Origin of the sequence: Pseudomonas sp. EYE_354 (genome assembly GCF_023148575.1) — a bacterium.
Taxonomy (GTDB): Bacteria; Pseudomonadota; Gammaproteobacteria; order Pseudomonadales; family Pseudomonadaceae; genus Aquipseudomonas.
In genome coordinates this window covers 203,505-227,444 of the sequence record NZ_JAHXNQ010000010.1, presented here as the reverse complement: position 1 = coordinate 227,444, position 23,940 = coordinate 203,505, and the positions used below count along the sequence as shown (strand labels likewise).

The following is a 23,940-nucleotide window of genomic DNA, read 5'->3' as shown; positions in this document are numbered from 1 at the left end:
GAGAACGAGGTCGGCAGCCTCGCGTTTGAATTCAGGGGAAAAGGTACGGCGTTGTTTGGTCATCTGACACCTCGTTCTGGCGAGCATTCTCGCCTAGATGGGTGTCCGGTTTCATTAGACCACTACATTACGGGGGGTTAATGGATTTTGGTGGAGAAAAGCGAATGGAATGTCCACTCAATATTTTGAACAATTGCGAACGTCAGTGCATATGGCCGTGATCCTGCTCCATGCCTTTGACTGTGTCATTTAGAATCACTTGGCGCCGCCTTGTGGGTGTTAGGTGGCGCCCGCGACGCCTTATATATGCGCGCCGGCCAGGTATTACAAGGCTTTGAAGGGGCTCACTTCACGTTGGGCCCTTTGTGTACGTGACAGGCGAAGGACTTAGCAGATCTGGAGTACTTGGCTTGAAACGAGAGCTGGTAAGCGCTTAATTGCAGGGAATGTCCACTTATTAACCCTCAGATTTGGCGAGCTGGAATTTCCATTTAATTCTCATGAAATTGCTGGAACCCTTGTCCTGCGGGGCTTACAGGGCAGCCGCACGTTCGCGACTTAGAATCTCAGTCCACTAATTTCTCCTTGCTTCAGGGAGCTATTCCATTGGGAGGAGACTCTTTAAAAATCTTATAAATCAGCAACTTATAGAATTAAGAGTGAGCAAGTTTTCCACTTATTTCGTTAAAAATCCTGTGAGGGTTGCTTGCCGAGTATGCTCAAGCCCACGGGAATCAAGGGGTTGAGGAGATTGAGGGGTGTTTTCCACTCAAAACGCGACTGGCGCATCTGAAATTTCGTTCTTCACTTCCGGGTACCTGACTTACGTGGCTCATGAACATCTATGACATGACCTGTCGTTTAACATAATATACATTATGCGTAATACCGTATGCGGACTTGGCAGGCTCTGGAGGCCTGATTTCAAGCCGTTGTCGGGAACACCCAACCTCCGAACCAAATCGTATCTATTCACCGAACTCAATTAAAATCAAAGACTTATCTACGAGATTCTATTCTTGCCTATAGCTTTTACACGGACCCCCTGCGAAAACCTAGGGGGTTGGTGATAATAAACCGTTTTGCTAGCCCCCCGTGGTACAAGGGCCGTGGCAGTTCTGCACTACTAAAAAATAGCTAAGTGCCGGAAAAAGCCATGGATCTATCGAAAAGTTTTAAATCACCGAACTACTGTGACGGGTGCATCTTGGTTGCTCCAGATAAGCTGAAAAGGCGACGAAAATTTGCATCTATGAGGCATCGACTGTCAACACGTGGCTGACAAACAGCTTTCTAAGGTCCGATATTGTCGATTTACCGAACAAAACCATATCTTTTGCCATGGCAGCCATACGGATTTTATAGAACTCAACGAAAGACTCCCAGCCAGCGAGGCTCACAGAGCGCAATATATAATTTTTTATTACCGAACAAACTTGAAATGGTTGAGAGTTATCAGGTTTAACCTCCGAACAAAGAACCAGCTTTAGTTATTTAATCACCCCAAAGCTCACTTAATTAGCCGCTAACCCCGGCTGCACTTGGCCCCAAACCAAAATGGAAGCGCATTTAAACACCGGACAAACCCATAAAAAGTACATTTATTTAAAAACGTTTTTCACCACCGGACTGATGAGTCTCGCTCCTTCACTTACGGAGCGGCCTTCGTCAATTTAGGCGGCTTGGCCCTATATGTACCAACATTTTTGTTGGACGTTTTACCTTGCTTTTAAAAAGCGCTGTAGCTAGCATTCACCCATCTGATGCAAATCATTTTGGTGGCTAACTCAACTAAATATCTATTTAGTTGAGTTAAATAAATACCAATCCTTAAACCGTCGATGAGCGCCCTTCAATATCCGCTCGCCGCCGTCATCGTTCCGCTCACGATGGCAATCCCCGAGCTGCTGCCCAGGCGCGTCGCGCCGGCTTCAATCATCTTCACTGCCGTCGGGTAATCGCGCACACCACCGGAGGCTTTCACGCCGACACCGGCACCCACGGTCCGGCGCATCAAGGCAACGTCTTCGACGGTAGCGCCGCTGCGGCTGAACCCAGTGGATGTTTTTACAAAAGCCACCCCCAGGTCTCGGCAGATTTCGCAGGCCTGGACCTTCTGTGTGTCATCCAGTAAGCAGGTCTCCAGGATGACCTTCAACGGCACCGCGCCGCAGGCGGCGTGGACTTGGGCGATGTCGCCACGCACGGCATCCAGCAGCCCGTCTTTGAGCCAGCCGATATTGAGCACCATGTCGATCTCCCCTGCCCCGGCGGCAATGGCTTGCCGAGCTTCGAAGGCCTTGGTGTCACTCAGGCCGGCGCCCAGTGGGAAGCCCACCACTGCACAAATGACGACGCTGTTGCCAGTCAGGCACGACGCGGCGTACGGCACCTGCGCGGAATTGAGGCACACCGAATAAAAACCGTGTTCCCGGGCCTCCTCGCACAGGGTCCGGACTTGGTCACGGGAGGCGTCGGGCGCCAGCAAGGTGTGATCGATGTACTTGGCCAATGCGGCGGGTGGAAGACTGTTCATTTAATGGGCCCTTGCCTGTATGTTGCCAATGATTGTGAGGTGCTTGTCACAGTGCTCACGCTTATACGTTACAATAATAACAATTAATGTTACTTATTTAACACAAACAATCAAGCCCTGGATGCCTCGTGGACAGTAGAAAAACCGAGCGATTGAAGCTTATCCAACAAGCCCTGCAGGACCAGAACGCCATTCACCTTAAGGAAATGGCGGCACTGCTGGACGTATCCGAGATGACCCTGCGTCGCGACCTCAACCACTTCACCGAGCACCTGCGGCTGCTGGGCGGCTATATCACCCGCGTCGGCAACGAGGTGGGCGATTACCGGGTAGCCGAGCAGGACACGCGGCACGTCGAAGAAAAACGCCGCATCGGCAAACTCGCCGCGCAGTTGATCCAGGCCGGTGACACGGTATTTTTCGACTGCGGCACCACCTCGCCGTTTGTGGTTGATTTCATCCCCGATGCACTGGAGTTCACCGCGGTGTGCAGCTCGCTGAACGTGCTGCTCAAGCTGCAGAACAAGCCCAATTGCCACATCGTGTTGTGCGGCGGCACCTTTCACCGCAAGAACCAAGTGTTTGAAAGCAGCGCCGAGAGCAGCATTCTCGACAGCGTGCGCCTGACGTGGGCCTTCGTGACCGCCGCTGGCGTGAGCCAGGAACTGGGCGTGACGTGCTTCAACTTCAACGAGGTCGAGGTCAAGCAAAAGGTCATGCGCCAAGCCCAGCAACGCGTGTTACTCGCCGACTTCAGCAAATTCGACACGGTGCGCACCGCTCACTTCGCCACCTTGGGGGATTTTCAGTACGTGGTCAGCGACAAGAAAATCCCCCGCAGCTATAAGGACGTGATCCACGCCAATGGCGCGCAACTGCTGGTTTAACCCAATACGCGTTGCCGCTCCTGCGCGCTCAAATAACCGGTGGTCACACTGAACGCGGCACTGGCACCAGGCGCAAGCAGGCGCACATGACCTTTGGCGTGCTCGGCGTTATAGCCCTCGGGTTCGCAGGTGGAAGGCAGCACGAACGCCGCCACTTGTTGGTCCGGCGTGTGCAGGATCCAGCGCGCGGCGTGCGCAAATTGCTCCGGGCGGTAATGGGTATAGAACGCCGCACCGTCGGGGTGATCCAGCAGGAAGTGCGCCTGCCCCATGGCGTCCGTAGCCACGTTGTCGAAGAAAAACACGATCTCCGGATCGTAGAGTTCCGGCTGTTCGAGACAGGCCAGTTGGGCTGGATGCTCCGCCAACTGCGCCATGTAGGCGCTCCACGCCGGCGTCGGCTTCACATGGGCCGGCACGCTGGTACGCAGGCGCTGGCACTGCACGCCGAACGGCTCGACAAACCGCGCGCCCTCCACATAGGCGTAGTTCATGTGGGCCATGTACATCAGCTCCATGGGTTTGCCGGCAAGGTTCGTCACGTCCATGCCGATATCGAACACCGCCGAATCGGCGCGCAGGGTCACACTGGGGCAGGCCCGGTACCGATCGCCGAAGCCCTTGGCGTATTCATACGAACCGCCCAGGCGCAAGGTGCCCTCGCCTACTTCCAGCCACGCCGTGTCCATCGGCGCGCAAGGCATCTCGCCGTGCAGGGCGTGGGTGTCATCGGGCGCCGGGCAACCGTTGCGCAACAGGCCGCTGTGAAACATGAAGCAGCCGTAGGTGTCGATAATCGTCGGGCAGGGCCGTGGTTGTTCGAACAGATTGCTCATGGTCAGGTCGCACCCGTCGAACACGGCGGACCAGATCATCTGCCCCTGATAAGGCAAAACCACCAGTCGACCGCGGCTGTTCTCCAGGCTCACGGCCAACACGCCGGACGGATAGGTCCAGGCGGTGACCTTGAACGCCGCCGATTGCAGAAGGATTTTGTCCTGCTCGCCAAACACCGCAGGGTACAGCGCGATACGTGTGGTCATGAGGCCACCGCCCCGGGCGCACTTACCGGCAGAGTGCCAGGTTGGCGCAGGCACTTGAGCGCATACATCACAATCACGATAAAGCACAGCAACGGCACGCTGTAGGCCAATTGCATATTGCCGCCGCTGGCGTCGGACAACAGGCCCTGAAAGATCGGGATCACCCCGCCGCCGACAATACTCATCACCAGCAACGAGCCACCGACACCAGTGTCTTCACCCAGCCCATCGATGGTCAGACCGTAGATGGTCGGCCAGCAAGGGCCCAGGAAAATACTCACGCCGACCGCTGCATACACCGCCGAAATGTTTGGCACCAGAATGGTGTACGCCAGCAGCACGATACACAGCACCCCGTAGATCGCCAGCACCTTGGCCGGGTGCAGACGGCGCATCAACAGGTTGGCGATCAACTTGCCCACGAAGTAAGCCGCAAAGGTGGTCAGCAAAAACCACGAGGCGCTGCGCTCGTTCATATCGCCCATCTGCATGGCCAGACGAATAGTGAAGCTCCACACGCCGACCTGCGCGCCCACGTACAGAAACTGCGCCAACACGCCAAAGGTAAAACGCGGGTTACGCCACAGCCGCCCCAGGCTTTGACGTACGCTGCCGGGCTTGCTGTTGGCAGGTTTGTTGCCTTTGCACGCAGGGAACCGGGTAATGGCAACGAGGATAAACATCAGCACCAACACCGCGATCATCCATTTGTACGGCAACAGCGTGGACTGAATCATCTGCAACTGCTGGACAGCCGCCTCGGAGACGCTCATCTGTGCCAGTTGTTCGGTGGTCGCGTCGGTCTCCTTGAACATCACGAAACTGCCCACATACACGCCGGCCATGGCGCCGAACGGGTGAAAGGTCTGCGAAATATTCAAGCGCCGGGTCCCGGTTTCACGCGGCCCCATCAGCGTCGAGTAGGTGTTGCAGGCTGTCTCCAGGAACGACAGACCGGCGGCAATCACAAACAGCGCCAGCAGGAACATGCCGTATTTGGCCGTGGACGCTGCCGGGAAAAACAGCAGGCAGCCGAACATATACAGGAGCAGCCCGATCAGAATCGTGCTCTTGTAACTGAAGCGACGCACCACCATGGCCGCCGGAATCGCCACAAAAAAGTAGCCCAGGTAAAACGCCGACTGCACAAAGGCCGTCTGGAAATCGCTGAGCAAAAACGCTTTCTTGAAGTGGGCGATCAGCACGTCATTCATGCTCGCCGCCGCAGCCCACAGCGCAAAAATGCTGCACAGCAGGATAAAAGCGAACCACGGCGTGCGGTTCAGGTAGAAACCATCGGGTGTCTGTTGCAGCGCAGGTTTGTTCATTATTGTTCTCCGGGCTGGATAAGGGTGTTAACGCTGTTGCTGAAAGCGCTTGAACGTTTCGCAGTCGGGGTAGGACGTTTGCGTCCCCAGGCCCATGACCGAGCAGGCGGAATATGCGACGGCCTGTTCCATGGCGTGGCGGATATCAGCGTCTTGGTTCCAGTGGTGAATGAAGCAACCGATAAAGGCATCACCGGCACCGGTGGTATCCCGGGCCTCAACCCGCACGCCCGGCACTTGGAACTCGCCCTCCTCCCCCACGTACAGCGCACCCTGCTCGCCGAGGGTGACGATCACGTGGCGAATGCCGCCGGCCACCAGGCTGCGGGCGGCGGCGTGCGCCGATTCCGGCGAGTCGACGACCTGGCCGCTGATCAACGCCAGTTCCGATTCGTTGGGGATCAGGAAGTCCAGGTGCGCCAAGTGTTCGGCGCTGAGCCCGGACAGGGCCGGCGCGGGGTTGAGCAACACAGGGATGCCATGCCGATGCGCGAATTCGATGGCGTAGTAGACCGTCTCCAGATCGATCTCCAACTGCAGCACGATCAGCTTGCATTCGCGCAGGTCGGCGGCCGCCGCCTCGATATCCGCCGCTGACAGATACGCGTTGGCGCCTTTGACGATCAGGATGCTGTTGTGGGAATCGGCCTGGACAAAAATCGGTGCAACACCACTGGAAACGCCCGGTACCCGCTGGACATAGCGCGTGTCGATCCCGAAGCGCTCAAAGTTGGCCACGGTGTTGTCGGCAAACATGTCGTCGCCGACCTTGCTCAGCATCAACACATCAGTGCCAAGCTTGGCTGCGGCCACCGCCTGGTTGGCGCCTTTGCCACCGCAACCCAGGGCAAAACCTGGCGCCTCCAATGTTTCACCCTGGGCCGGCATACGGTCGATGTAGGTGATCAAATCCACCATATTGCTGCCGATGACTGCGATCTTGCTCATTGCTATTCCACCTTGTTACGGCACGGCCAGGCAGGTCGAGCCGCTCTTGTTTTGTTATTTAAATAACATTAGGTGTGAATATTCAATCTTTTTTTGCAGGAACGAATAAAAGTGTCGTACGCCGTGGCAGCAGTCGGTCCCCGCCAGCAGTCGCCGGGCCGCGATCTTGAGCCATTGCGCAAGCGCAGTTGAGGATCGCCAAATGACAGGCGAAAAAAAACCGGCCCACTGGGGCCGGCCGAAAAACGTGCCTGCGTTACAGGCTGAACCGATCCACAGACTGCGACAGCTTGCCTGCCAGACCGGCCAACTCGTCGGTGGTCGAGGCGGTTTGACCGATAACGCGGCTGTTGTTTTGCGACATGCCGGCGATCATCTCCACCTGATGGGAAATTTCGTTGCTGGCCAGGCTCTGCTCGCCAATGGTGCGCGAGATATCGTTGACCAATTCGGTGGTATTGAGGGTGGCCTGCAGAATGTCGCGGATCGCCCGCTCCACCTCAGCGGTCACGGCGATGCCTTTGTCTACCTGGGAGACGCCCTCTTCCATGCTAGTCACCGCTTCGCGGGTGTTTTGCTGGATACGCCCGACCATCGCGGCAATTTCCTGGGTCGATGCGCTGGTGCGCCCAGCCAGGCTGCGCACCTCGTCGGCCACTACCGCAAACCCACGCCCTTGCTCGCCGGCACGGGCAGCTTCGATCGCCGCGTTCAAAGCCAGCAGGTTGGTCTGGTCGGCAATGCCTTTGATCACCTGGATAATGCTGTAGATCGCCTCGGATTCCTTATCCAGTGTGCGGATAACCTGGGCCGATTGCTGCGCGGAGCGGGCAATGCCATCCATATCCTGAACCACCTGGTGAATAACGCGACCACCGTCCTTGGCCAGGGCTTCGGCCTGGTTGGCCATGTCCAGGGCGCGCCCGGCGTGCCGGGTGATTTCTTCAATACTGGCGGTCATTTCACTGGCGGCCGCCGCCATGGTACCGGCAGCGTTGCTTTGTTGCTGGCTGCTGTCGGCGACTTCATGGCAACCCTGACTCAACCGTTCGCTCATGTTATTGACACCATGGGCATTGCTGCGCACCACCTCGATCATGCCGCGAAGGTCACGCTGCATGGTGGCGAGGCTGATAATCAGCGTGCCGGCCTCGTCTTTGCGACGCGGTTCGATAATCGGCTCGCTCAAATTCCCCCGGGCAATACTCGCGGCAATGCGGCTGGCGGTTTGCAGCGGGCCCATGATGCTCAGGATGACCCAACGGCCCTGGGCCAACAGCAGCAACAAGCTGACAATCAGTACCGTGCCCAGCGTGAAATTGGCAGTGCTGAGGGTCTGCCGTGTGCCTGTGCTGGTCAGTTCGGTGTTACTTTCAATCAGCTCGCTCAGTGCGGCCATCTGGTCTTCCAACTGACTGAAGGCAGTGTTGAAACCTTCCAGCTCGCCGCTAGCAGCCTCCGGACTCACCAGGGCTTGGGCGACAATGCGCTCAGCCGCGCCGATGTAGGTATCCAGGCTGGGTTTGATTTTTTCCAGGCTGGACATCAGTGCGTCGTTCAGCGGCAATTTTAAATTGTCGCCCAGCACCTGGCGAAAATGCTCGGCGTGCTCTTTCAGCGAACTGGTGACCTCGTCCCTGGTACCGGTGCTTTTGCCCAGGCCCACCAACATCGCCGACAACACATCGGCGCGCAGGGCGTCGTGCATCATGTCGGCTTCCATGTGGTTGCGCAGCACCGTCATGCTGACCTCGTTGTCCCGCACCGCATCGCCCATGCGTGTGTTCCCCAAGTAAGCGGCCAGGCTCATGATCACGGCCGTGAGCAACCCGGTGGCTATCAACAACATCAAGCGTAATTTGATCGTCATACTGACATCCCCATACCTGAAGCGCCGGTTGGAGCCCAACCGCCCACGAACCGCTAATCCTGTTATCGGCAGCAGTTGCCTGTAGTGAAGCCTAAGTTTGCGCAATTGCGCGAATCCCTTAAGCTGACCGACCTCTGCTCTGCCCGGAACTGCCCCATGTCTCGAAGAATCGCGCACCTCGCCCTGCTGCTGGGGCTGATCACTGCCGTCGGCCCATTCGCCATCGACAGCTACCTGCCCGCCTTGCCCACCCTGGGCGCCAGCCTGCAGGCCTCGCCGGCGGCGGTGCAGATGAGCCTGACGATATTCTTCATGATCATCGGCGTGTGCCAGTTGTTTTACGGGCCGATCAGCGACGTGTTCGGGCGCAAGCCGCCGATTTACGCGGGGTTGGTGATCTTTGCCCTGGGCAGCATCGGCTGCGCGCTGGCACCGACCATAGAAGTGCTGATCGGTTTTCGCGCCGTGCAAGCGTTTGGCGCATGCGCCGGGATGGTGGTGCCCCGGGCGATTGTGCGCGACCTGTACACCGGCCATGAGGCCGCGCGGTTGATGGCCTTGCTGATGCTGGTGATGAGTGTCTCGCCGATCCTCGCGCCGTTGGCCGGCAGCGTAGTGATTGCCCTCTGGAGTTGGCGCGAAGTGTTTGCCGTACTGGCGGTGGTGTCGCTGCTGTGCCTGTTGATGACCATCGTGCAGTTGCCCGAAACCCATCCGGCCGAGCGCCGTTTGGGCAAGACCCTGGGCAGTGCGTTCCGCAGCTACGGCGCATTGCTGCGCGACCCGGTGTTCATCGGGTTGTCAGTGGTGTGTGGTTTTGGCCTGGCGACGTTTTTTGTGTTTATCGGCAGCGCCCCCTTCGTGTACATCGAGTACTTCGGCCTGACACCCACCCAATTCAGCCTGTGTTTCGCGCTTAACGCCGCGTCGTTCTTCGCCATGAGCCAGCTGACGGCACGCCTGAGCGCGCGCTTTGGCCTGGCGCCGTTGATTCGCTGGTCGGTGACAGCGGTGGCGGCGGTCATGGTCCTGCTCGCAGTGACGACGCTGTGGATCGACAACCTGGTGCTGATGATGACCTTGCTGTTTATCGGCTTCGGCTTTCTTGGCCTGTTGTTGCCGGCTGCCGGGGTGTTATCCCTTGAGGACCATGGCGCAGTGGCCGGATCCGCCTCTGCGCTGCTGGGGGCGATCCAGATGATTACCGCCGCCGTGTCCATGACCCTGGTCGGTGTGTTCGCCGACCACACGCCTGCGCCGATGCTGGTGGGCATTGCGCTGTGCGCCGTGGCGGCGATGCTCACGGTGGTGTGGACCCTGCGCCGCCTGCCGGCGCATCTGGCGAGCGCCGCGCCCTCCTCTTGAAGGTTCGGGACCATTCGTCGGGCCTGGTGGTTATCCATTACAACTATCGCCGGAGGCTGAATTACTAACTCCATAGCACCTTTGGAATGCTATGGAGACTGAAATGACTGATTACCCACGCCCACCCTTCGCCCCTCAAGCCCAAGCTGTGCCCGGTACCCAGAAAAAGATGGATCCGTACCCTGATTGTGGCGAACAGAGCTACAAGGGTTCTGGCCGGCTGGCCAATAAGATCGCCTTGATCACCGGCGCCGACAGCGGCATCGGCCGCGCCGTCGCCATCGCATTTGCGCGCGAGGGTGCCGATGTGGCCATCGCGTACCTGGATGAGCACGAAGATGCCAGGGAAACCGCACGCTGGGTTGAAGAAGCCGGCCGTCAATGCTTGCTGCTTCCCGGAGATATCGCGCAGAAGGCCACCTGCCAGGCATTGGTGGACAAGACCGTCGAACAATTCGGTCGTATTGATGTGCTGGTCAACAACGCCGCCTTCCAGATGACCCACGAAACCCTCGAAGAAATCGAAGATGAGGAATGGGTCAGGACCTTCGATATCAACATCACTGCGATGTTTCGTATCTGCAAGGCCGCGCTGCCGCATATGAAGCCCGGCAGTTCGATCATTAATACCAGCTCGGTCAATTCGGACATGCCCAAGCCGACGTTGTTGCCCTACGCCACCACCAAAGGCGCCATTGCCAACTTTACCGGCGGCCTGGCGCAGATGCTTGGCAGCAAAGGCATTCGCGTGAACAGCGTGGCACCGGGGCCGATCTGGACGCCATTGATCGTCGCGACCATGACCGATGAAGAGGTGCAGGGCTTTGGTGGCCAAACCCCGTTGGGCCGCCCTGGACAGCCGGTGGAAGTGGCGCCGATCTATGTACTGCTGGCCTCTGACGAAGCCAGCTACATCTCTGGCTCGCGCTATGCGGTGACGGGTGGAAAACCGATTCTGTAAGCGCTACAAATCAAACCGGTCCACCGCCCTGCGCCGCTCATTGTCGTCACGCACGTCATAGCTGGCGGTGGTCTGGATATTGGTGTGATGCGCGAGCTTTTGCGCAATCGACAGATCATGCTCCTCGATCACCCGCGTGATAAAAGAGCGCCGGAAGTCATGGGGCATGATCTTCACACCGACCTGTTGACCACGTTGGCGAGCAATGTAGTAAATCGCATGTTTGGTGAGGCGTTCGCGGGTGATATGACTGCCCCTGCGGATACGGTTGAACAGGAAACTGTCGTCTTGCTCCCCTTCCTTGAGCTGCTCGCGCCGAAACGCCAGCCACGCCTGCAGTTTGGCGAACGCCCAGTCCGGCGCGTATTTGAGCAGTTCCTTGTTACCCTTGCCGATCACCCGCAGGCTGCGCTCCTGGAAGTTGATTTGCGCAAGGTCGAGGTTCACCGATTCGGATTTGCGCATCCCCGAGCCATACAAAATGCCGATCACCGCAGCATCACGCAGGCCCTGGGGGCGCGGGTCGGCGGCGCAGGCTTCCATCATTTCGCGAATCAGCGTGCGCCGCAGGTTACGGCCCTGGCCCAGACGCGCGCCGGACGCGGCTTTGACCGTGCGCATCTTGAGCAGGTGTTCCTGGCTGATCAGGCTCATGCGCCAGGCTTCGTTCATGACCCCGCGCACGGCATTCACATACAGCGATGAAGTGTTGGGCGCATAGCCGTCCTCGCGCAAGGCCGCTACCAGCGCGATGACATGTTCGGGTTGCAGCAGGTGCCAGTCGATGTCTTCAAGGTTGATGTCCTCGAAGCCCAGGCGGTCGGCGGCATCCTGCAGCACGTAGCGCATGGTCAGTTGGCTGGAGGGGGCCAGACGGGTGAGGTAAAGTGTCAGCGGGTTGCGGATGGACTCAGTCAAAACAGATCAGCCTTTGGATTAAATACCTCGAGCAAGCTATTGTTTATTCGAGGTATTTAGTGAATTGGCAAGGGTCGAGTCTAGCTTAGCAACGGCCCTCTTACCAACTCACGGCGCCGTATCAACATCTTCAGTAGGCTCCTGCGGTTGGATCTGGGCCTGGCTCCACTCCGCGTCCTGCTTCTGCATCAATGCGAACCAGTGTTGACGCATAAACGTCAGGTAGGCCTCAGGGGCTTTGGCGAAGTCCTTCTCGTCGCCGTAACAGCCCGGCAGCGGCAACTCGGTGCCCTGCTCCTTGTATTGGCTGACCAGCGCCTGCTGCCCGGCAATGCTGCAATCCTTGGGCAACGGCATGCCACGCAGCGCGCCGGCCTCTTCGTCCCACCACGCCGCGCCGTAGCGGTCGACGCCCCGCAGGCGGTACTTCTGCGCCTTGCCCGCATGCATGATCAGCTTGAATTCATTCGGGCTGACATCACTGGCACAGGTGCGCGAATAGCCCACGGTGGCCTGGGTAATACCATCGCCAGTCAGGTCGGTGACTTTGGTTGCGCCTCGGTCGAAGCGCAACGCCGCGTCGAATTCGCAATGCTGCACGTCGTCGTAGAGCATCCATATGCGCTTGGGACGATTGCCGTCGATCAGGTACTGGGCCGCGTACACGAACGCCGACTGGGTGCCGTCATCATCGCGCTCACTGACTTGCTCGGCGAGCACCAGCAGGTTCTTGCCCTGACGGTCGTCCCAGGTGTAGGCCGCAATCTGTTTGCCGCGCACTTCCACGCCATCCGGCACCTGGTCGACGCTGGTCAGCGCCACGCCGTCATCGGCCTGTACCGTGGTGACGCAGGCGAGGCCCATCAACAACCCCATCAACACTGGCCGCAACTGGCCGCGTAAAAGCTGCACGCTGTTCATCCCATTACCCTGGCAAGAGAGCGCTTACTTTACCGGCACTTGGGCGGTATTGCAGAGAAGTTTGTTGAATAAATTCGCGGGCCTGCCGCGCCTGCGCAGGTTGAACCAAACGCCCTACAGACCGTTCTGATTGCGCTCTGCGCCGGCCTTGGTTGATTTGCTGAACCCTAGCTGTCTGCCTGTCAAATAAACGAGTTTTTCATCCGCGTTTCATATCTGTACGACATTTTTACGCTTAATCTTAAACCCGGCAGTTCACGGTAAACCGCGCTTTAGCGAATAACCTATTGATTACGCTTCACCTTTAGCGCCGCCTTTATCGTTGCGCGCTACCTGTTCGTCCAACGATTGCTGCTGTTTCAACGCACCAAGTTGCTCTAACCCCGAGGTCATGAATCTTTGAAACCCTACCCTATTCATTGCGTGTCGATCGTTATCCCGGTCTACAACGAACAAGAAAGCCTGCCTGAATTGCTGCGTCGTACGATGGCAGCTTGCAAGTCACTGGCCTACGAATACGAAATCATCCTGGTGGATGACGGTAGCCGCGACAACAGCGCGCAAATGCTGGAAGACGCCGCCTCACAAGATGGCAGCAACGTGGTGGCGGTGATCCTCAACCGTAACTACGGCCAGCACGCAGCGATCATGGCCGGCTTCGAACAGTGCCGCGGCGACGTAGTGATTACCCTCGACGCCGACCTGCAAAACCCGCCGGAAGAAATCCCGCGCCTGGTCGAGCAAGCCGCCCTGGGCTACGACGTGGTGGCCACGGTACGCAACAACCGCCAGGACTCGGCGTTTCGCCGCTGGCCATCGCGCCTGATCAACCTGGCGGTGCAGCGCTCCACCGGGGTCGCCATGAGCGACTATGGCTGCATGCTGCGCGCCTACCGCCGCACCATCGTCGACGCCATGCTCGCCTGCCGCGAGCGCAGCACCTTTATTCCAATCCTGGCCAACGGTTTTGCGCGCCACACCACGGAAATCCTGGTGCACCACGCCGAACGCGAACACGGCGAATCGAAATACAGCGCCATGCGCCTGATCAGCCTGATGTTTGACCTGCTCACGTGCATGACCACCACGCCGCTGCGCCTGCTGTCGATCGTGGGCTTCAGCCTGGCCGCCCTCGGCATGCTGTTCGCCTTCGCGCTGATCATCCTGCGCCTGGCGTTCGGCGCCGACTGGGCCGGCGACGGCTTGTTCGTGCTGTTCGCGGTGCTGTTCGTGTTCACCGGCGGCCAGTTCATCGGCATGGGCCTCTTGGGTGAATACCTGGGGCGCATGTACAGCGATGTGCGCGCGCGCCCGCGCTTCTTTATCGAAAAAGTGCTGCGCAACACTCCGGCGGCACCGGCTCCCGTGGTCGTCGTTGACGGCCTTGCGTCCTCCCATACTTCCACTTCTGCCGATCAGGTTCAGTCATGAGTTCAAAAGCTGTTGTATTCGCGTACCACGATATTGGTTGTGCAGGCATCGAAGCGCTGCTCAATACCGGCTACGAAATTGCTGCCGTGTTCACCCATGCCGACGATCCGAAGGAAAACAACTTCTACGGCTCCGTCGCGCAACTGTGCGCCCGCAACGGGATCCCGGTGCATGCGCCCGAAGACGCCAACCACCCGCTGTGGATCGAGCGCATTGCCAAGCTGAACCCGGACTACCTCTTCTCGTTCTACTACCGCAACCTGCTCAGCGAGCCGCTGTTGGCCACCGCCAGCAAGGGCGCGTTCAACCTGCACGGCTCGTTGCTGCCTAAATACCGTGGTCGCGCGCCGGCCAACTGGGTGCTGGTCAATGGCGAGACCGAAACCGGCGTGACCCTGCACCGCATGGTCAAGCGCGCCGACGCCGGCGCAATCCTCGCCCAGCAAACAGTCACCATCGAGCGCAGCGACACCGGCCTGACCCTGCACGCCAAGCTGCGTGACGCGGCCAGCAACCTGCTGCGCGATGCATTGCCGCAACTGGCCCAAGGCAAGCTTTCCGAAACCGCCCAGGACGAAAGCCAGGCCACCTACTTTGGCCGCCGCACCGCCGCCGATGGCAAGCTGGACTGGAAACAACCGGCCGAAACCCTGTTCAACCTGGTCCGCGCCGTGACGCAACCCTACCCGGGTGCCTTCTGCGCCGTGGGTGAGCACAAGCTGATCGTGTGGCAGGCCGACGTGGTCAAGGGCAACGACGGCCTGGCGCCTGGCCGTGTGATCAGCGTCAACCCGTTGCGCATTGCCTGCGGCGATGACTCCCTGGTGGTCCAGTTCGGCCAACGCAACGACAACGGCCTGTACCTGGCCGGCCCTTCGCTGGCCAATGAACTGGGCCTGGTGGACGGTTCGGTACTGCGCGGCGCCGAGTCCGGGCGCAAGCCACGTCGCACCCGCGTGCTGATTCTGGGGGTGAACGGCTTTATCGGTAACCACCTGTCAGAGCGTCTGCTGCGTGATGACCGTTACGAAGTGTATGGCCTGGATATCGGCTCCGACGCCATCGAGCGCCTGCGCAGCCACCCCAACTTCCATTACGTCGAAGGCGACATCAGCATCCACACCGAGTGGATCGAGTACCACATCAAGAAGTGCGACGTGGTTCTGCCGCTGGTGGCCATTGCCACGCCGATCGAATACACCCGCAACCCACTGCGTGTGTTCGAGCTGGACTTCGAAGAGAACCTCAAGCTGGTGCGCTACTGCGTCAAATACAACAAGCGCGTGATCTTCCCGTCGACGTCCGAAGTGTATGGCATGTGCCAGGACCAGTACTTCGACGAAGACACCTCCAACCTGGTGGTCGGCCCAGTCAACAAGCAGCGCTGGATCTACTCGGTCTCCAAGCAACTGCTGGACCGCGTGATCTGGGCCTACGGCGCCAAGGGCTTGAACTTCACCCTGTTCCGTCCATTCAACTGGATGGGCCCGCGCCTCGACCGCCTGGACTCGGCGCGCATCGGCAGCTCCCGTGCGATCACTCAACTGATCCTCAACCTGGTGGAAGGCACGCCGATCCGCCTGTTCGACGGCGGCGAGCAAAAACGCTGCTTCACCGACATCGCTGACGGCATCGAAGCCCTGGCACGCATCATCGATAACGACAACGATGCCTGCAACGGCCAGATCATCAACATCGGCAACCCGGAAAACGAAGCGAGCATCCGCCAACTGGGCGAAGAACTGCTGCGTCAGTTCGAAGCCCACCCGCTGCGCGGCAACTTCCCGCCGTTCGCCGGTTTCCGCGACGTGGAAAGCAAGGCCTTCTACGGCACCGGGTACCAGGACGTGGCCCACCGCAAGCCAAGCATCGAAAACGCCAAGCGCCTGCTCAACTGGGAGCCGACCGTGGAAATGAGCGAGACCATCGGCAACACGCTGGACTTCTTCCTGCGCGAGGCCATGCTCGAAATCGCGGACAAGCACTGATGAAGGCAGGCTTGCGCATCGACGTCGACACCTACCGCGGCACCCGTGAAGGTGTGCCGCGGCTGCTTGAGACCCTGGATGAAGCTGGGGTCAAAGCGACGTTTTTCTTCAGCGTCGGCCCGGACAACATGGGGCGCCACTTGTGGCGCCTGATCCGCCCGCAGTTCCTGTGGAAGATGCTGCGTTCCAACGCGGCCGGCCTGTATGGCTGGGACATCCTGCTGGCCGGCACCGCCTGGCCAGGTAAACCGATCGGCCGCGACCTGGGGCATCTGATGCGCCAGGCCAAGGCTGCCGGGCACGAAGTCGGCCTGCACGCGTGGGACCACCACGGTTGGCAGGCCAACACCGGACGTTGGAGCGACGCACAACTGATCGAGCAGATCCGACGTGGCGTGGACACCCTCAGCGACATCCTGGGTGACCACGTCGACTGCTCGGCGGCCGCCGGTTGGCGCGCCGATGAGCGCGTGGTGCAAGCCAAGCAAGGTTTCAACTTTCGCTACAACAGCGATTGCCGGGGTACCAGCCTGTTTCGGCCGACATTGGCCGATGGCAGCGCCGGTACGCCACAAATTCCGGTGGACCTGCCGACCTTCGACGAAGTCGTTGGGCCGGTGGTGGCTGCCAAAGACTTCAACGGCTTCATTCTTGACCGATTCAGCGAATCGAAGCTCAACGTCTACACCATCCACGCAGAAGTCGAAGGGATTCTGATGGCCAATGACTTTCGCCAGTTGCTCGCCCAGGCAGGGCATCGCGGCATCCACTTCCACCCCCTGGGCGACTTGCTGCCCACCGATCTCTCCACCCTGCCCCAGCAACAGCTGGTACGCGGCGCCCTCAGCGGCCGCGAAGGCTGGCTCGGCGTACAGCAAGCATGAGCCGGCGTTGGGCGTTGCCCCTGCTTCTGTTGGCGTTTGGCCTGTTCTTCCTGATGCCGCTGGCCACCCACGGCCTGTGGATTCCGGACGAAACCCGCTACGCGCAAATCAGCCAGGAAATGCTGCTGACCGGCAAATGGGCGTCGCCGCACTTTATGGGCATTCGCTACTTTGAGAAGCCGGCCGCCGGTTACTGGATGATCGCGCTGGGCCAGGCGATCTTCGGCCAGAACCTGTTTGGCGTGCGCTTCGCCTCCGCCCTGAGTACCGGCTTGAGCATCTTGCTGGTGTATCTGGTATCGCGCCGGTTGTGGAATGACCCGCAAAAAAGCCTGATCAGCACCGTGCTGTACATGAGCTTTGTCAGTGTCGCGGCGCTGGGCGGGTACGCCAACCTTGACCCGCAGTTCACCTTTTGGGTCAACCTGACCGGCGTGGCCTTGTGGTTTTGCTTTGACTGCGCCACGCGCAACGGCCGTCTGGGCGCCTGGGCGTTGCTGGGGTTTGCCTGCGGCATGGGCTTTATGACCAAGGGCTTTCTCGCGTGGCTGCTGCCCGTGCTGATCGCCCTGCCCTATGCGATCTGGCAGAAGCGCTTTGTCGAGTTACTGGCGTATGGCGTGGTTGCCGTGGTGGTGGCGGTTGTCGTCAGCTTGCCCTGGGCGCTGGCCGTACACCTGCAGGAGCCGGACTATTGGAACTTCTTCTTCTGGCACGAGCATATCCAGCGCTTTGCCGGTGACGATGCCCAGCATGCAGAGCCCTTCTGGTATTACTTGCCGTTGCTGGTGGCGTTCTCGCTGCCCTGGATGGCGCTGCTGCCGTCTACCCTCAAACAGGCCTGGCTGGACAAGCGCAGTGCCAAGGTCGGCTTCGTCTTGCTGTGGCTGCTGATGCCCCTGGCCTTTTTCAGCCTGGCCAAAGGCAAACTGCCGTCCTACATCATGCCGTGCCTGTTGCCCCTGGCGTTGCTGATGGGCTCCACCCTCGCCGACAAGCTGGCCGCCGGCCGTGGTCGTGTCCTGCGTATCAACGGTGGGTTGAACCTGGCGATCGGTGTGCTGGCCCTGCTGGCGTTGACCTGGTTTCAACTCAAAAAGCCGGTCTACGTGCAGGGCCAGGAAACCCTGAGCCTGGTGCTGGTGTTCGCGTTCCTGTTCGGCTGGATCATCGCCAACCTGCTGCAAGCCGCACGGCCGTTGCACCTGTGGGCCGCGCCGGCGCTCGGCAGCTGGCTGATGGTCGCCCTGCTGCCAGCCGCGCTGCCGCACTCGGTGGTCTACAACAAGACCCCGGATCAATTCATCATCGACCATCTGCAGGAACTGCAACCGACCAGAGCATTGCTCAGCAATGACCTTGGCGCAGCGTCGGCCCTGTCCTGGCGCCTGCAACGCCCGGACGTGACCCTTTACAACACGATCGGCGAAGTCAAATACGGCCTCGCCTACCCGGATGCCGGTCACCACAAGGTGGACACCACCCAGGTACAGCAGTGGATGAGCGAGGCGCGCAAGAGAGGCCCGGTTGGCGTGGTGATGCGGGTCAAAGGTGACGACGAAATCGCCGAAGTGGCGTTGCTGCCTACTGACGGGCAGCGCTACGCGCAAGGCAACATCATGATTCTGATCTTCCCGCAGGTCTCACCATGATCACCCTGCTGCTGTTACTGAGCGCGTGCCTGTTGACCTGCATGGGCCAGGTCTCGCAGAAGTTCGCCGTGGAAAGCTGGCGTGACCTGCCCGACGGCTGGGCGCTGAAACTGCGCTCGCCGTGGCTGTGGGCCGCCTTGATCTGCCTGGGCCTGGGCTTGCTGGTATGGCTGCTGGTGTTACAGCGCCTGGAAGTGGGCATCGCCTACCCCATGCTCAGCCTGAACTTCGTGTTGGTCACCTTGGTGGCGCGGTTTGTCTTCCATGAGTCCATCGACCGTCGTCACTGGCTCGGCGTATTGCTGGTCATCGCCGGTGTCGTGCTGCTGGGACGCCAGGTATGAGCCGGGTTCAAGGCTTTGCGCTGGCCTTAAGCAGCGTTGGCTTGGTCAGTGCCGCCCAGTTGGGCATGCGCTGGAGCATGACGCGCTTGCCGCTGCCCCATGAATGGCTCAGCGCTCAGGTTGATTCCGGCGCCCTTGGCGTAGTGCTGCTGGCGATCTTCGCCTACGCCCTGTCGATGCTCTGCTGGCTCGGCGCGCTCAGGCATCTGCCCCTGGGGCGTGCCTATTCGCTGCTGAGCATCAGTTACGCCTTGGTGTACCTGCTGGCCGCCAGCCTGCCAGTGTTCAACGAACATTTTTCGCTTTCTAAGAGCCTCGGGGTGGCGCTTGTCATCCTCGGCGTGCTGATCATCAACTCTCGTCGTGCTAGTGCCACAAGTCCCAGGAATGCCCCATGAAAATCAGTGTATTTGGTAGTGGTTACGTCGGCCTGGTGCAGGCCACCGTTTTGGCCGAAGTCGGTCACGATGTCATCTGCATGGACGTCGATCAGAACAAGGTCAAGCTGCTGCAGCAAGGCCATGTGAGCATCTTCGAGCCAGGGCTGGCCGCCATGGTCAAGGAAAACCTGGAAAGCGGGCGTCTGCATTTCACCTTTGATGAAAAGCTCGCCGTCGAGCACGGTGAGGTGCTGTTTATCGCTGTGGGCACGCCTTCGGACGAGGACGGCTCGGCCGACCTGAAATACGTGCTGTCCGTCGGCGACGCCGTGGCGCGCCACCGCATCGACCCGGTGATCCTGGTGGAGAAATCCACCGTGCCCGTCGGCACCGGCGATACCCTGCGGGCACATATCGAAAAAGCCCTGCGCGTAGCCGGCCGTCACCTGGAATTCGATATCGTCTCCAACCCGGAATTTCTCAAGGAAGGCTCGGCCGTTGCCGACTGTCGCCGTCCGGACCGCATCATCATCGGCTGCGAGCGCGAAGAAGTGCGCGAGGTGATGCGCGACCTCTATGCGCCTTTCAACCGCAACCATGACCGCATCATCTTCATGGACCTGCGCAGCGCCGAACTCACCAAGTATGCCGCCAACTGCATGCTGGCCACCAAGATCAGCTTTATCAACCAGATCGCTGAACTGGCCGAACACCTGGGCGCCGACATCGAAGCCGTGCGCCTGGGCATCGGTGCCGATTCGCGCATCGGTTACCACTTTATCTACCCCGGTTGCGGCTACGGCGGCTCGTGCTTTCCCAAGGACATGCGCGCCTTGATCCACAGCGCCAAGCAGGCCAACTGCTCCAGCGATCTGCTCGAAGCCGTGGAAGCGATCAACCAGCGCCAGAAGAGCAAGTTGTTCGAGCGCATCAACGCGTTCTTCAAGGGCAACCTGCGGGGCAAGACTTTCGCCCTGTGGGGCCTGGCGTTCAAGCCCAATACCGACGACATGCGCGACGCCCCCAGCCGCGTGCTGATGGAAGCCCTGTGGGCCGCCGGCGCTACGGTGCGCGCATTCGACCCGGAAGCCATGCAGGAAACCCAGCGCCTTTACGCCGAGGAAGCACGCCTGATGCTGATGGGCACCCCGGAGTCCACGTTGAATGGCGCTGACGCACTGATCGTCTGCACCGAATGGCAGCAATTCAAAGCGCCGGACTTCGACCTGATTCACCAGCGCCTTAAAACCCCGGTGATCTTCGATGGCCGCAACCTGTACGACGGCGAGCGCCTGGCGCGCAAAGGCTTCCAGTATTTCCCGATGGGCCGTGGCGATTCGTGCCAGTTGCCGATCCCGCAGCAACAGTGGTTGCCGCAGGTCGTGGAAGCCTGATACGTGAACAAGGTCCACACGCCCCTGCCTAGCGCCACGATCCGCCAGCAATCCCTTGCCCTGGGATTGCTGGCCTTGTTGCTTTTCATTGCCGGCAACTGGCACCAGGCGATTATCGGTTTCGACTCGCGCTTCGTGGTGTTTGCACAGGAGATGCTGCGCCATGGGCCGAGCTTTTTCCCCACCACCTATGGCCAGCCCTATGCCGATTACCTGGCCACCTCGACGCTGCTGACCTGGCTGCTCTCGATGCCGCTGGGCCAGGTCACCAGCCTGACGGCCTGGCTGCCGACGGCGATAGCTTCAGCCACTATCGTCATCCTTGTGTATCGCCTGACAGCGCCCTACTCCCAGCGCTGGGGCGTGTTGAGCATTGCCACGCTGTTGCTGAGCAGCACTTTTATCAGCGAAACCCGTGCGGTGTCCCTGGACCAGATGCTCGCTGCCATCACCCTGGCGGTGTTCTACCTGGGTTACGCCCATGATCACTTTGGCGCGGCCAAGCGCCTGCACTGGGTGTACCTGCTGCTGATCGCAGGGTTTGCGATTCGTGGGCCGATCGGCCTGGTTGTGCCGACCGGCGTACTGTGCAGTTATTACCTGATCAATCGCCAGTGGCGCCCGTTATTGAGCGTCGGTCTGCTGGCCCTGGCGTTGTTGATCGCCAGTGTCGGCCTGTTGCTGCTGATGGCCAAGCTCAGTGGCGGCGAGAGCTTCATGCAGGACGTGATCCGCATGCAGTTCCTCGGCCGCATGGACGGCAGCGAAGGCTCCAGTGGCGTGCTGTACTACTTCACCAGCTCGCTGGGCAATTACGCACTCGCCTACCCCATCGCGCTGATGGTGCTGTTGGCTATCGCCCTGGGTGGGCGGCGCACGCCGGACCCGGCCTTGCAACTGGTGCTGTATTGCGCCGCGGCTGGCGTACTGGTGATGCTCGGCCTGTCGATCCCCCAGGCAAAAAAAGCGCGCTATGTGCTGCCGATGCTGCCCATGGCAGCGATCATTGCGGCATACCCCTTCCAGGTGGTTCAGGGGCGAATGTTTGCCTGGCTGCGGGGTTTGATGCTGGGCCTGTGGGCGCTGCTGCCGGTCTTGCTGATCGCCGCGCTGTTGCTCGCCCGCCCCCGCTACCCCGAGCAGTTAAACCAGTTGGGCCTGGTGTTTGGTGTACTTGGACTGCTGCAGGGCCTGGTACTGCTGGCGTTGTTCATGCCTCGGTGGCGCTCGGTTGGTCCCGCATTAGCAGCGGTGCTGGCGGTGTGGGTCACCTATATCCTGGTGGTCGAACCGCTGGAGCGCAGCCTCTACGACACTCGTACCTTTACGCTGCGCGTTCACGAGGAGGTCATGCAGCAGCGGGCGCCGGTGGTTTTGCACGGGCTGGGTAAAGACGCCAAGGCCATCAAGTACATGGTCAACCTCGACTGCGACCACGTGCCCTTGTTCACCCAACAGGCCTCCGACCTGACGCCGCTGCAGGGCCCCGCCTGGCTGGTGATGAGCCAGGCGGACTTCGAGGCATTGAAGGACCCGCGTTTTGCCTCGATTAAGCCGACCCTGACGGGCGAATTCGACAAAAACCCCTATGTACTGCTGCACCTGGTTAAAAGTCCATAACCTGGAGTCCTGGGTACCGAAAACTCCTACGCAGCTATGCGTAAGGGCTGAGGTCATTTCACTTTTCCGTGCGCGAAGCACGACTGTAAACTCGATGGCCGGTGTGGTAAGCAATTACCGCCACGGGCCATGGATAACAACAAGGACGCTACGAACCGCAGCGACCACTGCGGCTCACTTCGCGAGAGGACAATGCCGTGCCAAAAGATGTTTCGCCTGATACTGAAAATCCCCAGGGCCACGATGAAGTGCACATAGGCTATCTCGCGATTCCACCGCTGGATCGCCTGATGACGCTACGCAATGCGCTGGTTGCGCTCAAAGGGCCGTTGGCCAGCGAACCCGGGGTGCAGGAAAACCTGCGCCGGCATGTGTTCAACCAGGAAACCGAGAACCGTGTGCTGGGCAAACGCGACGCACCTATGCCCTGCGCTCTGTGTTCACTGTCATTTGACACTCTTTAAATTCAGTTTTTTTGTATTTAATCCGCATTAATATGCATTGGCGCAGCTTTATCCGCCACGGCACACTGCGCGAGTTCCTCCCCCAAATGCAGGAACCTTCACAAGGCTTTTCCGGGTAACCAGACAAGCCTTTTTTTTGCCTGCCGTTTATGGATGTCCTTTCGATGCTCGCTCGCTGGTTACCCGCTGCTATCAATACCCGCCCAACCGAATGGAGCCGTGCTGCCATTGGCATGGCCCTGGGCACGCTGTTAAGTATCTGGCTCTGCGCGCAGGTGTTCGGCATGGAGGTGGCACTGCACCTGCTCGGCCCGCTGGGCGCTTCTGCCGTGTTGTTGTTCGCGGTGTCATCGGGTGCCCTGGCACAACCCTGGTCGATCATCGGCAGTTACCTGTGCGCAGGCGTCGTCGCCCTGCTGGTGGCGCGGGTCCTCGGGCGCACCCTGGGCGCGGCCTGCCTGGCGGCGGGCATGTCGGTCGTGCTGATGTGCTGGCTGCGATGCTTGCACCCACCGGCCGGAGGGCTGGCCATGACCCTGGTGTTGACCGACCCCGCCTCGGCCGCCCTGGGTTGGTACGAGTTGGGCGCGGTGCTGCTGGGGGCCGGCACCTTGCTCAGTTGCGCACTGGCTTACAACAATGCCACGCGCACTCGCTACCCCAAAGGTGCCGCTGAGACGCCGGCGCCCTTTTTGAACCACCGCAATGCGGCTCGAGATCCCGCCGTGACGGCCGCCGACCTGAAGTTGGCATTGGCCGAGATGGAGCAGTTTTACGACGTGGCCCCCACGGAACTCGAACAGTTGATTCACGCCGCCGAGACCCATGCACGCCGCCGCAGCATCGGTGAAGTGCTGGCAAGCCGGGTGCCTTGAGGCCGCCCCTGCCCCCCTGCATAAATGCAACAACGACCTGCATGATTCCGGGTTGTACTGGGCAAATTTGCACTGCTACGATCGTGAGATGGTTCGTCCGCGAACATCTTGATAAAGAACAATAAAAGCAG

The 23,940-nt window shown here is 59.8% G+C and carries 20 protein-coding genes; 13 read left to right on the top strand and 7 right to left on the bottom strand.

The window, feature by feature from the left end; genetic code table 11:
• Positions 1–1,852: 1,852 nt before the first annotated feature.
• A complete protein-coding gene (deoC, locus tag KZX66_RS16195) occupies positions 1,853–2,536 on the bottom strand; it encodes a deoxyribose-phosphate aldolase (protein WP_248081129.1) in 684 nt (227 codons plus the stop codon).
• A 128-nt stretch (positions 2,537–2,664) separates the two neighbouring features.
• On the opposite strand from deoC, the gene deoR reads away from it, so the two are divergent.
• Positions 2,665–3,423: a DNA-binding transcriptional repressor DeoR gene (gene deoR, locus KZX66_RS16190; protein ID WP_248081125.1), complete on the top strand. Its 759-nt coding sequence runs from the start codon at positions 2,665–2,667 to the stop codon at positions 3,421–3,423.
• Here deoR and KZX66_RS16185 read toward each other — a convergent pair.
• From KZX66_RS16185 to KZX66_RS16170, 4 genes are all read right to left on the bottom strand, one after another.
• Entirely contained in the window at positions 3,420–4,466 is a 1,047-nt protein-coding gene (locus KZX66_RS16185) for an aldose 1-epimerase family protein (protein WP_248081122.1), read from the bottom strand. The two genes, deoR and KZX66_RS16185, sit on opposite strands and share 4 nt — an antisense overlap.
• A complete protein-coding gene (gene fucP, locus KZX66_RS16180) occupies positions 4,463–5,794 on the bottom strand; it encodes an L-fucose:H+ symporter permease (protein ID WP_248081119.1) in 1,332 nt (443 codons plus the stop codon). Before fucP ends, KZX66_RS16185 begins: the two co-directional genes overlap by 4 nt.
• A 27-nt stretch (positions 5,795–5,821) precedes the next feature.
• Positions 5,822–6,742 carry a ribokinase gene (gene rbsK / locus KZX66_RS16175; RefSeq protein ID WP_248081116.1) on the bottom strand — a complete coding sequence of 307 codons (921 nt, stop codon included), beginning with the start codon at positions 6,740–6,742 and terminating at the stop codon, positions 5,822–5,824.
• A 256-nt stretch (positions 6,743–6,998) separates the two neighbouring features.
• Positions 6,999–8,612 (bottom strand): methyl-accepting chemotaxis protein, encoded by a 1,614-nt coding sequence (locus KZX66_RS16170; protein WP_248081113.1) that lies wholly within the window; start codon positions 8,610–8,612, stop codon positions 6,999–7,001.
• Positions 8,613–8,768: 156 nt separating this feature from the next.
• Here KZX66_RS16170 and KZX66_RS16165 point away from each other — a divergent pair, with 156 nt between their 5' ends.
• Both KZX66_RS16165 and KZX66_RS16160 read left to right on the top strand, forming a co-directional pair.
• Positions 8,769–9,977 carry a multidrug effflux MFS transporter gene (locus KZX66_RS16165; RefSeq protein WP_248081110.1) on the top strand — a complete coding sequence of 403 codons (1,209 nt, stop codon included), beginning with the start codon at positions 8,769–8,771 and terminating at the stop codon, positions 9,975–9,977.
• Between the two features lie 103 nt (positions 9,978–10,080).
• On the top strand, positions 10,081–10,938 hold the full coding sequence (locus KZX66_RS16160; RefSeq protein ID WP_248081107.1) for an SDR family oxidoreductase: 858 nt from the start codon (positions 10,081–10,083) through the stop codon (positions 10,936–10,938).
• Positions 10,939–10,941: 3 nt separating this feature from the next.
• Here KZX66_RS16160 and KZX66_RS16155 read toward each other — a convergent pair whose 3' ends face one another.
• Complete coding sequence (locus tag KZX66_RS16155; RefSeq protein WP_248081105.1) at positions 10,942–11,856, bottom strand: tyrosine-type recombinase/integrase; 915 nt, start codon at positions 11,854–11,856, stop codon at positions 10,942–10,944.
• Between the two features lie 108 nt (positions 11,857–11,964).
• On the bottom strand, positions 11,965–12,777 hold the full coding sequence (locus KZX66_RS16150; RefSeq protein WP_248081102.1) for a hypothetical protein: 813 nt from the start codon (positions 12,775–12,777) through the stop codon (positions 11,965–11,967).
• Between the two features lie 399 nt (positions 12,778–13,176).
• On the opposite strand from KZX66_RS16150, the gene arnC reads away from it, so the two are divergent.
• The 10 genes from arnC to KZX66_RS16100 all read left to right on the top strand — a co-directional run bounded on the left by arnC (position 13,177) and on the right by KZX66_RS16100 (position 23,809).
• Entirely contained in the window at positions 13,177–14,208 is a 1,032-nt protein-coding gene (arnC, locus tag KZX66_RS16145; RefSeq protein ID WP_248081100.1) for an undecaprenyl-phosphate 4-deoxy-4-formamido-L-arabinose transferase, read from the top strand.
• Positions 14,205–16,196: a bifunctional UDP-4-amino-4-deoxy-L-arabinose formyltransferase/UDP-glucuronic acid oxidase ArnA gene (gene arnA / locus KZX66_RS16140; RefSeq protein ID WP_248081098.1), complete on the top strand. Its 1,992-nt coding sequence runs from the start codon at positions 14,205–14,207 to the stop codon at positions 16,194–16,196. The genes arnC and arnA overlap by 4 nt, the downstream gene beginning before the upstream one ends.
• A complete protein-coding gene (gene arnD, locus KZX66_RS16135) occupies positions 16,196–17,080 on the top strand; it encodes a 4-deoxy-4-formamido-L-arabinose-phosphoundecaprenol deformylase (protein ID WP_248081096.1) in 885 nt (294 codons plus the stop codon). Before arnA ends, arnD begins: the two co-directional genes overlap by 1 nt.
• On the top strand, positions 17,077–18,732 hold the full coding sequence (gene arnT, locus KZX66_RS16130) for a lipid IV(A) 4-amino-4-deoxy-L-arabinosyltransferase (RefSeq protein ID WP_248081094.1): 1,656 nt from the start codon (positions 17,077–17,079) through the stop codon (positions 18,730–18,732). The genes arnD and arnT overlap by 4 nt, the downstream gene beginning before the upstream one ends.
• Positions 18,729–19,076 (top strand): 4-amino-4-deoxy-L-arabinose-phosphoundecaprenol flippase subunit ArnE, encoded by a 348-nt coding sequence (gene arnE / locus KZX66_RS16125; protein WP_248081092.1) that lies wholly within the window; start codon positions 18,729–18,731, stop codon positions 19,074–19,076. The genes arnT and arnE overlap by 4 nt, the downstream gene beginning before the upstream one ends.
• Positions 19,073–19,474, top strand: coding sequence for a 4-amino-4-deoxy-L-arabinose-phosphoundecaprenol flippase subunit ArnF (gene arnF / locus KZX66_RS16120; protein ID WP_248081091.1), 402 nt, complete (start codon positions 19,073–19,075; stop codon positions 19,472–19,474). The genes arnE and arnF overlap by 4 nt, the downstream gene beginning before the upstream one ends.
• Positions 19,471–20,850, top strand: a complete 1,380-nt coding sequence (locus KZX66_RS16115; protein WP_248081089.1) for a UDP-glucose/GDP-mannose dehydrogenase family protein — start codon at positions 19,471–19,473, stop codon at positions 20,848–20,850. The genes arnF and KZX66_RS16115 overlap by 4 nt, the downstream gene beginning before the upstream one ends.
• A gap of 3 nt (positions 20,851–20,853) precedes the next feature.
• The gene (locus tag KZX66_RS16110; protein ID WP_248081087.1) at positions 20,854–22,470 is read left to right on the top strand and encodes a glycosyltransferase; all 1,617 of its coding nucleotides are present in this window, start codon (positions 20,854–20,856) and stop codon (positions 22,468–22,470) included.
• A 290-nt stretch (positions 22,471–22,760) separates the two neighbouring features.
• Complete coding sequence (locus KZX66_RS16105) at positions 22,761–22,934, top strand: hypothetical protein (RefSeq protein WP_248081086.1); 174 nt, start codon at positions 22,761–22,763, stop codon at positions 22,932–22,934.
• 164 nt (positions 22,935–23,098) lie between these two features.
• On the top strand, positions 23,099–23,809 hold the full coding sequence (locus KZX66_RS16100; protein WP_248081084.1) for an HPP family protein: 711 nt from the start codon (positions 23,099–23,101) through the stop codon (positions 23,807–23,809).
• Positions 23,810–23,940: the final 131 nt, after the last annotated feature.